General features: G+C 71.9%; 7 protein-coding genes and 2 tRNA genes. All 9 read right to left on the reverse strand.

Features of this window, described 5'->3' with window-relative positions; genetic code table 11:
* Positions 1-182: 182 nt before the first annotated feature.
* Positions 183-1,676, reverse strand: a complete 1,494-nt coding sequence (locus I59_RS13045) for a reverse transcriptase family protein (protein WP_022904243.1) — start codon at positions 1,674-1,676, stop codon at positions 183-185.
* A gap of 162 nt (positions 1,677-1,838) precedes the next feature.
* Positions 1,839-1,914, reverse strand: a tRNA-Glu gene (locus I59_RS13050).
* Between the two features lie 57 nt (positions 1,915-1,971).
* Positions 1,972-2,047 (reverse strand) — tRNA-Glu (locus tag I59_RS13055).
* Positions 2,048-2,206: 159 nt separating this feature from the next.
* Entirely contained in the window at positions 2,207-2,842 is a 636-nt protein-coding gene (locus tag I59_RS13060) for an MBL fold metallo-hydrolase (RefSeq protein ID WP_022904244.1), read from the reverse strand.
* A gap of 207 nt (positions 2,843-3,049) precedes the next feature.
* Positions 3,050-4,051, reverse strand: coding sequence for a LacI family DNA-binding transcriptional regulator (locus I59_RS13065; RefSeq protein ID WP_022904245.1), 1,002 nt, complete (start codon positions 4,049-4,051; stop codon positions 3,050-3,052).
* 20 nt (positions 4,052-4,071) lie between these two features.
* A complete protein-coding gene (locus I59_RS22235; protein ID WP_022904246.1) occupies positions 4,072-4,506 on the reverse strand; it encodes a hypothetical protein in 435 nt (144 codons plus the stop codon).
* 5 nt (positions 4,507-4,511) lie between these two features.
* Positions 4,512-5,423: a carbohydrate ABC transporter permease gene (locus I59_RS13075; RefSeq protein WP_022904247.1), complete on the reverse strand. Its 912-nt coding sequence runs from the start codon at positions 5,421-5,423 to the stop codon at positions 4,512-4,514.
* Positions 5,420-6,394 carry a carbohydrate ABC transporter permease gene (locus I59_RS13080; RefSeq protein WP_022904248.1) on the reverse strand — a complete coding sequence of 325 codons (975 nt, stop codon included), beginning with the start codon at positions 6,392-6,394 and terminating at the stop codon, positions 5,420-5,422. The genes I59_RS13075 and I59_RS13080 overlap by 4 nt, the downstream gene beginning before the upstream one ends.
* A gap of 160 nt (positions 6,395-6,554) precedes the next feature.
* On the reverse strand, positions 6,555-7,132 hold a 578-nt coding region (locus tag I59_RS13085; RefSeq protein ID WP_022904249.1), incomplete at its 5' end, for an extracellular solute-binding protein.

The raw sequence follows: 7,132 nt of genomic DNA on the forward strand, positions 1-7,132 counted from the left end.
TCCAGGATTTCGAGCTGTGGTGTAACGCTGTTCACGTTAGGTAAGGCTAACCTCACTTCGTTGCGGACGGAACCGCGAACGGGGGAAGAACGATCGTTCCACCCGGGGCATGGGCAGCGGGCGCGATGCGGAGCGAGGGCGAGGCGAGGGCGGGGCGGGGGGGGCGGGGCGCGGGCGGGGCGTCAGCGCCAGTCGATGCGGTCGAACTCCGCGCGCAGCCGCGCCGCCCGAGCGGGGTGCGTCTGGCCGACCCAGCCGATGCGGCCGAGCAGGTGCGCCCGGAACTCGGGGTGACCGTCGCGGTTCTGGGACGCCGGCCCGTGGCGGACGCAGTTGTGCAGGATCGCGTGGAGTCGGTCGACCTCCGCGCGACCGGGCGACAGTCGGTCGTTCACGACGACGCCCGTGACCGCCTGCCGGACACCCCGCCGGCGGACCCGGGTCTTGTGCGGGTTCACCTCGTGCCCCTGGTCGCGGACGATCCGGTCGACCCCGGCGATGAAGGCGTCGACCCGGGTGGCCAGCGCCGCTCCCCCGCTGAACGTCAGGTCGTCGGCGTACCGCGTGTATGTCGCTCCGGCCGCGGCGGCCCAGCCCGTGAGCCGAGCATCGAGGTGCCGCAGGGCCAGGTTCGCGAGCGCCGGTGAGGTCGGCGCCCCCTGCGGCAGGTGCGCCTCGGCCAGCGCCCGACGGAGGGCGACCCGTTCGTCGAGGGACCCACCTCCGCCGCCGGGCATCGCGCGCAGGACGTGCGGCGGGACCTCGTGCACGCAGAGCCCGGTGAGCACGTGCGCCACCGGCTCCGCGAACCCGGCGTTCCGGAACACGCCGTAGACGCTCGGCGCCCGCACCGTGGCGAAGAACGAGGTGAGGTCCATCGTCACGACGACGTCGGTCCCGACGTGCCGGGCCGCACTCGTCACGATGCTCCGGCCCGGCACGAACCCGTGGGCCGCGTCGTGCACCGGTAGGGTCGTCAGCAGCTCGTCGAGGACGGTGCGCTGCGCCCGGCGGAGCAGGTGCATCGGGGCCTCGAGCAGCCGGGGCGTGCGCCCGGGCCGGACCGTCCACGTGTGCCGGTAGTGGTGCAGCGGTCCGTCGGGGTCGGCGTGGCGGTTCCACCCCTTCGTGTCCGCCAGCCAGAGGAGCCGACCCACCGTGAGGTCGAGCGCCCGTGCGAGTTCCGGCAGCGTGTCGACGAGCAACGGCCCCTCGACGTGCCGAGCAGCGTGGACCGGGGCGACGGGGCGTGCGAGCACCCGGACGGGCCGTCGCCGGGTGCGACGCCCGTGCTCGGAGACCAGCCTCGGGGTCCGGGCGAGCACCGCGGCGAGCGAGCCGGGGGCGTCGGTCGGGGGTCGTGGGAACGCGTCCAGTGCGGCGGCCACGGCAGCGCCGACGATCACACGCTCGATCCCGACGACGTCGAAGCCCGCTGCCCGGAGCGTCGGGAGGTCCCAGGCGTCCGCGGCGAGGAAGCCGTCCGCGAGGGCGACGGCGATCGCGTCGAGGGGCGTGGCGTTCCCGGGGGACCCGTCGGTGCCTCCGTGCGGCGTCGCGCGCGGAGCGCGCCTGCCCGCTCGGGGCGTGGTGTCCTGCTGGTCCTGCGTACCCCGGGGTGACCCCGGAGAGGACGACGCACCGCGTGCGTCATCCGCCTCCCCCGGGAACTCCACGGGATCACCGTACGCGAGACCGCCGACGGTCGCGTCGGCCGCGGAGCGCGAACGCCCCGGCGCTCACGGACGCGGACCGGGAGACCACGGATCCCTGCACCCGGCGGACGCGGGACCCCGGGGACGACGAACGCCCCGCTCCTGCTGGAGCGGGGCGTCCCGTGGTGACCCCAGCGGGATTCGAACCCGCGTTACCGCCGTGAGAGGGCGACGTACTAGGCCGCTGTACGATGGGGCCGTGGACCCGCTCGGGAGCGGGACACACACGTTGTCGGACTCGGAGGCGAGCCACCTGTGGTGACCCCAGCGGGATTCGAACCCGCGTTACCGCCGTGAGAGGGCGACGTACTAGGCCGCTGTACGATGGGGCCGTTCCGACAACTCGACAAGTATGGCACAGCGCCCGCTCCTCGCCAAAACGAGGCGTGTCGCCCGGGTGTGCCGTTCGTGCCGGAGCCGACCCCGTCGGGGCCGCGACCGGAGTGACGGCCTGGAGGCGCGCCTCCCGTCCGCCCGTCCGCGCGCGTCGATCAGACGGTGACGGTGTCGCCGGGGGCGATGACGACGACCTCGCCGCCGGGCTCGACCACCTCGCGGAGGCGGCCGACGTGCATGCCGAGGCCGACCTCGGACAGGGTCGCCTCGTGGATCGGGTACGCCCGCCGCGGGGCGACGGCGGCGACCCAGTCCATCAGTTCGCCGATCTTGAGCCACGGCGCGCCGATGGGGGTCGCGAGGACCTCCACGGGCACCGGCGGCACCGTGTAGGCGTCGCCCGGGTGGAACAGTCGACCGTCCACCAGCACGCCGGTGTTGTCGATGACCGGGATGCTCGAGTGGATCAGGTTGTGACGTGTGCCGTGGAAGGCGAGTCCGAACGGCCCGACCGTGCGCTGGTCGCCGTCGGTCACGACGTCGACCGGGATGCCGGCGTCGGCGAGCGCGGTGGTGACCCCGGCCGGGCCGATCACGACGGCGTCGGGGTTCGCGTCGAGGATCCGCCGGACCTGCTCGGGCGTGACGTGGTCGGGGTGCGCGTGCGTGACGACGATCCCGAGGACGCCCGTGAGGTCGACCGGACGGGTGAAGTTCCCCGGGTCGAGGACGAGCCGTGCACCATCGCGGGTCAGCACCTGACAGGCGTGTTCGAGCTTGGTGACCTCCATGCCGGCGACCCTACGCGCGCTCCCGACCCGCGGGCCGGCGGGCCGGGGGCTGGCGCGGCGCGGCGCGGCGCGTTCCGCGTTCCGCGTTCGCACAACCGAAGTCACGGCGAACCACGGATGCCGGTGGTTCGTGGTGACTTCGGTTGTGCGAACGCACCGCACGCCGCCGACGGGCCGCACGCCGCACGCCGCCGACGCACCGTGCGCTCACCGCGGCGGCGCCGTCGTCCCCCGCACGACGAGCTCGGCCGCGGCGGGCGTCAGCGGCCCCGTCGGCAGCCCCTCCACCTCGGCGAGCACCGCCCGCGCGGCCGTCCGCCCCTGGTCCTCCGGGTCCTGCGCGATCGTCGTGAGGCCGACCGTGGCCCCGTACTCGTGCCCGTCGACCCCGATGACGGACAGGTCCTCCGGCACCCGGAGCCCTGCTCGACTCGCGGCGAGGAGCAGCCCGAGCGCCATCTCGTCCGAGGCGCAGAAGACCGCGGTCGGCCGGTCCGTCGGGTCGGCGAGCAGGGCTGCACCGGCTTCGACCCCGCCCGCGAACGAGAACCGCCCGTCCACCATCCACGTCGGACGGGGGTCGACGCCGGAGGAGGCCATCGCGTCGATGAACCCGTCATGACGCAGGTACGGCACGGCGACGTTCATGCCGTCCTCGTCCTGTCCGCCCATGTAGGCGATGGCGCGGTGTCCGAGCGAGACGAGGTGCCGGACCGCGAGGTGCGACACGACCGCGTCGTCGACCCCCACGTTCCGGAGTCCGGGAGCGGGTCCGCCGATCACGATCATGGGGTGCCGGGCGAGTTCGAGCTCCGCGCGCTCGGTCTCGTCGAGCACGAGGGAGAGGAGCACGAGCGCGTCCACCCGGTGCCGGAGCATCGAGCGTCGGAAGGCCCGGTCGCGGTCTCCCCCGGGGCCGCCCAGGTTGTAGAGCACGAGGTCGTGCCCGGCCCGTCGGAGCTCGGCGTCGACCCCGCCGAGCGCCTTCACGTAGAACCACCGGTCGATCACGGGCACGACGACCCCGACCGCCCGCTGGCGCCCGGTGGCGAGGCCGGCCGCCGCCGAGCTCGGGACGTACCCGAGCTCGTCGGCGACCCGTCGCACTTGGTCGATCGTGGTGCCGGCGACGGACGGCAGGCCGCGCAACGCTCGGGAGACGGTCGACTTCGAGAGTCCGGTGACGGTGGCGATCTCCTGGATGCCCATGGATCCGGCCTGGAGGCGCGTCACCCGTCCGTCGGACGGCGCGCGTCCGACGCGTGGGCGGCGGTCAGGGCGTGCACGGCACGGCTCGCGGCGGTCGACGCGCGCCCAGCGCGGCGCGCACTGCGGCGTCCGTCCGCGACCTCGTCCCACCCGGCGTGCGCGTGGCCGCCGGAGGCACGGACCGAGCGGACCGGCGGGGTGTCACCGGGGTCGGACCCGACCCCGTCGACCTCGCCGGTCCCCGCGCGGACGCGGCGGAGCACCGACACGCGCCACCGGTCGAGGAGGACGACGGCGACGACGGCGACCAAGAGCGTCAGCGCCCAGCCGAGCGCCGGGCGCCCGGTGACCTCGCAGAAGATCGTCACGCCGAGGAACAGCACGCCGAACATGCCGACGAAGCCGATCGCCTCCTCGATGCGGGCGGTGGGACGGGTGGGTCCGCGCTGTGCCATGGTCGTCAGCCCTTCACACCGCCGGCGGTGAGGCCGGCCACGATGCGCCGCTGGAACACCAGCACGAGGATCACGAGCGGGATCGTGACGATCGTGCCCGCTGCCATGACCGCCGTGTACGGCTCCTGGTGTGGCTGCGACCCGGCGAACGACGCGATCGCGACCGTGACCGGCTGGGTGGCGTCCGATGACAGCTGGGACGAGATGAGGTACTCGTTCCAGGACGAGATGAACGCCAGGATCGCGGTCGTGAACACGGCGGGCGCGGCCAGCGGCAGGATGATCCGCCGGAACGCCTGGATGCGGGTGCACCCGTCGATGCGGGCCGCCTCCTCGAGGTCCCACGGCATCTCGCGGAAGAAGCTCGCGAGCGTGTAGACGGTGAGCGGCAGCACGAACGAGATGCTCGGGAGGATGAGCGCCTGGTACGACCCCATCCAGCCGATGTCCGTGAACAGCTGGAACAGCGGCGAGATGAGGGCGACGCCGGGGAACATCGACGCGGCGAGGATCGCTCCGGCGATGAGCGACTTGCCCTTGAACTCCAGCCGGGCCAGGGCGTACGCGGCACTCGTGCCCACGAGCAGCGCGATGATCGTCACCGTGACGCCGATGAACAGGCTGTTCAGGAGCGCGCGGCCGAGGTGGTTGCCGAGTGCGGTCGAGAACGCCGTCGTGTAGTTGGCGAACGTGAAGTGCGTGAACCACGGGGTCGGGTCGAAGGTGAACCCGACGTCGCGGAAGCTCGTCACGATCATCCAGTAGAAGGGCAGCAGGCACCAGACGGCGATCACGACGGCCTGGATGCCCGTGCGCCACTTCTGACCGAGGTGGCGCTTGACGCGCACCTGCGTGGTGTCGGTGGTGCGCTCGCGACTGCCGGCGAGTGAGCGGGGACGGTCGGCTGCGAGGGTCACTTGAGCTCCCCCTTCTGCTGGGCGGCCTGGGTCTGCACGACGTTGGCGCCGAGGAACCGCACGAAGATGAACGCGACGATGAAGATCACGAGGAACGTGATCGTGGACAGTGCGGAGGCGGAGTTGAAGCCCTGCCGGACCTGGTCGACCACGAGGATCGACAGGGTGGTCGTGGCGTTGCCCGAGCCGCCGCCACCGCCGGTGAGGATCGCCGGCAGGTCGTACATGCGCAGGGCGTCGAGCACGCGGAACAGGATCGCGACCATGAGCGCGGGCTTGACGAGCGGCAGCGTGATGTTCCAGAACCGCTGGATCGTCGACGCGCCGTCCATCTTGCCGGCCTCGTAGACCTCCTCCGGGATCAGTTGGAGCCCGGCCAGGATGAGGAGCGCCATGAACGGCGTGGTCTTCCACGTGTCGGCGATGATGATCGCCCAGCGGGAGGCCCACTCGCCGCTCGTCCAGAGGATCTGCTGCCCGAGGACGTGGTTGAGGACGCCGTTCGCGTCGAAGATGAAGTACCAGAGCTTCGCGGTGACGGCGGTCGGGATGGCCCACGGCACGAGGATCGCGGCACGGACGAACGCGCGGCCCTTGAAGTCGCGGTTCATGATGATCGCCATCCACACGCCGATGACGGTCTCGAGCGCGACCGTCACGACGGTGAAGAAGAAGGTGTTGCCCATGGACACCCAGAACTGGGAGCCGATGCTGCCGGGCGGGCAGGTGGTGTTGCCGCACTGCTGAGCGAGCCAGTGCACGTAGTTCGTGACGCCGGCGAAGCCGCCCTGCACGAACAGCCCGGTCGCCTTGTCGAGGCCCTGGTCGAGCTGGAACGACTGGACGACGGCGCTGACCACCGGGTAGCCGATGACGACGGCGAGGAGCACGATCGTCGGGCCGATGAGGTAGACCGCCCAGCGGCCGTGCTCGGCGTTCAGGCCGCCCTTCCGCCGCTTCGGCGGCTCCATCCCGGTGGGGTTGGGGATGGCGGCGGGGATCTCGGTTGCTGCTGACACGTGACGGCCTCCTTGCCGGGGTGTGTCGGGACGCGAGTGGGGGCGGGCGGGAGGCACGGTGCACGCTGGCACCGTGCCTCCCGTCCGATGCGGCGTCAGCCGCTGATCGGCGTCAGTTGCCGTTGCTGGTGGCCGTCTTGAGGGCCGCCTGCATGTCCTTCAACGCCTCGTCGACGCTCTTCGAGCCCTTGAGCGCGGCGTAGGTGTTGTCCTGGATCGCCTTCGTGACGGCCGGGTAGAACGGCGTCACGGGACGCGGCTCGGCCGACTCGATCGACTTGAGCAGGGTGGGCAGGTACGGCAGCTTGCTCGTGAGCTCGGAGTCGGTGTAGAGGTCACCGACGACCGGGGCGAGCGAGCCCTGCGTCGCGAAGAACTTCTGGGTCTCGTTCGACTCGAGGAACTCCAGGAAGTCGTGCGCGGTCGCCTTGTGCTTCGAGTAGACGCTGATCGCGGCGTTGTGGCCTCCGAGCGTCGAGGCGCCGGTGCCGTCCTTGCCGGGGATCGGCGCGATGCCGAAGGTGTCCTTAACCTTGCTCGAGCCGTCGGTCTTCGCGAGGTTGTAGACGTACGGCCAGTTGCGCAGGAACAGCAGCTTGCCGTTCTCGAACGCGGTGCGGCCCTGCTCCTCCTGGTAGGTGATCGCCTCGGCCGGGATGTTCCCGTCCTTGAACGCGTCCACGAGGTTCT

Origin of the sequence: Curtobacterium sp. B8 (assembly GCF_000333315.1) — a bacterium.
In the GTDB taxonomy this organism is placed as follows: domain Bacteria; phylum Actinomycetota; class Actinomycetes; order Actinomycetales; family Microbacteriaceae; genus Curtobacterium; species Curtobacterium luteum.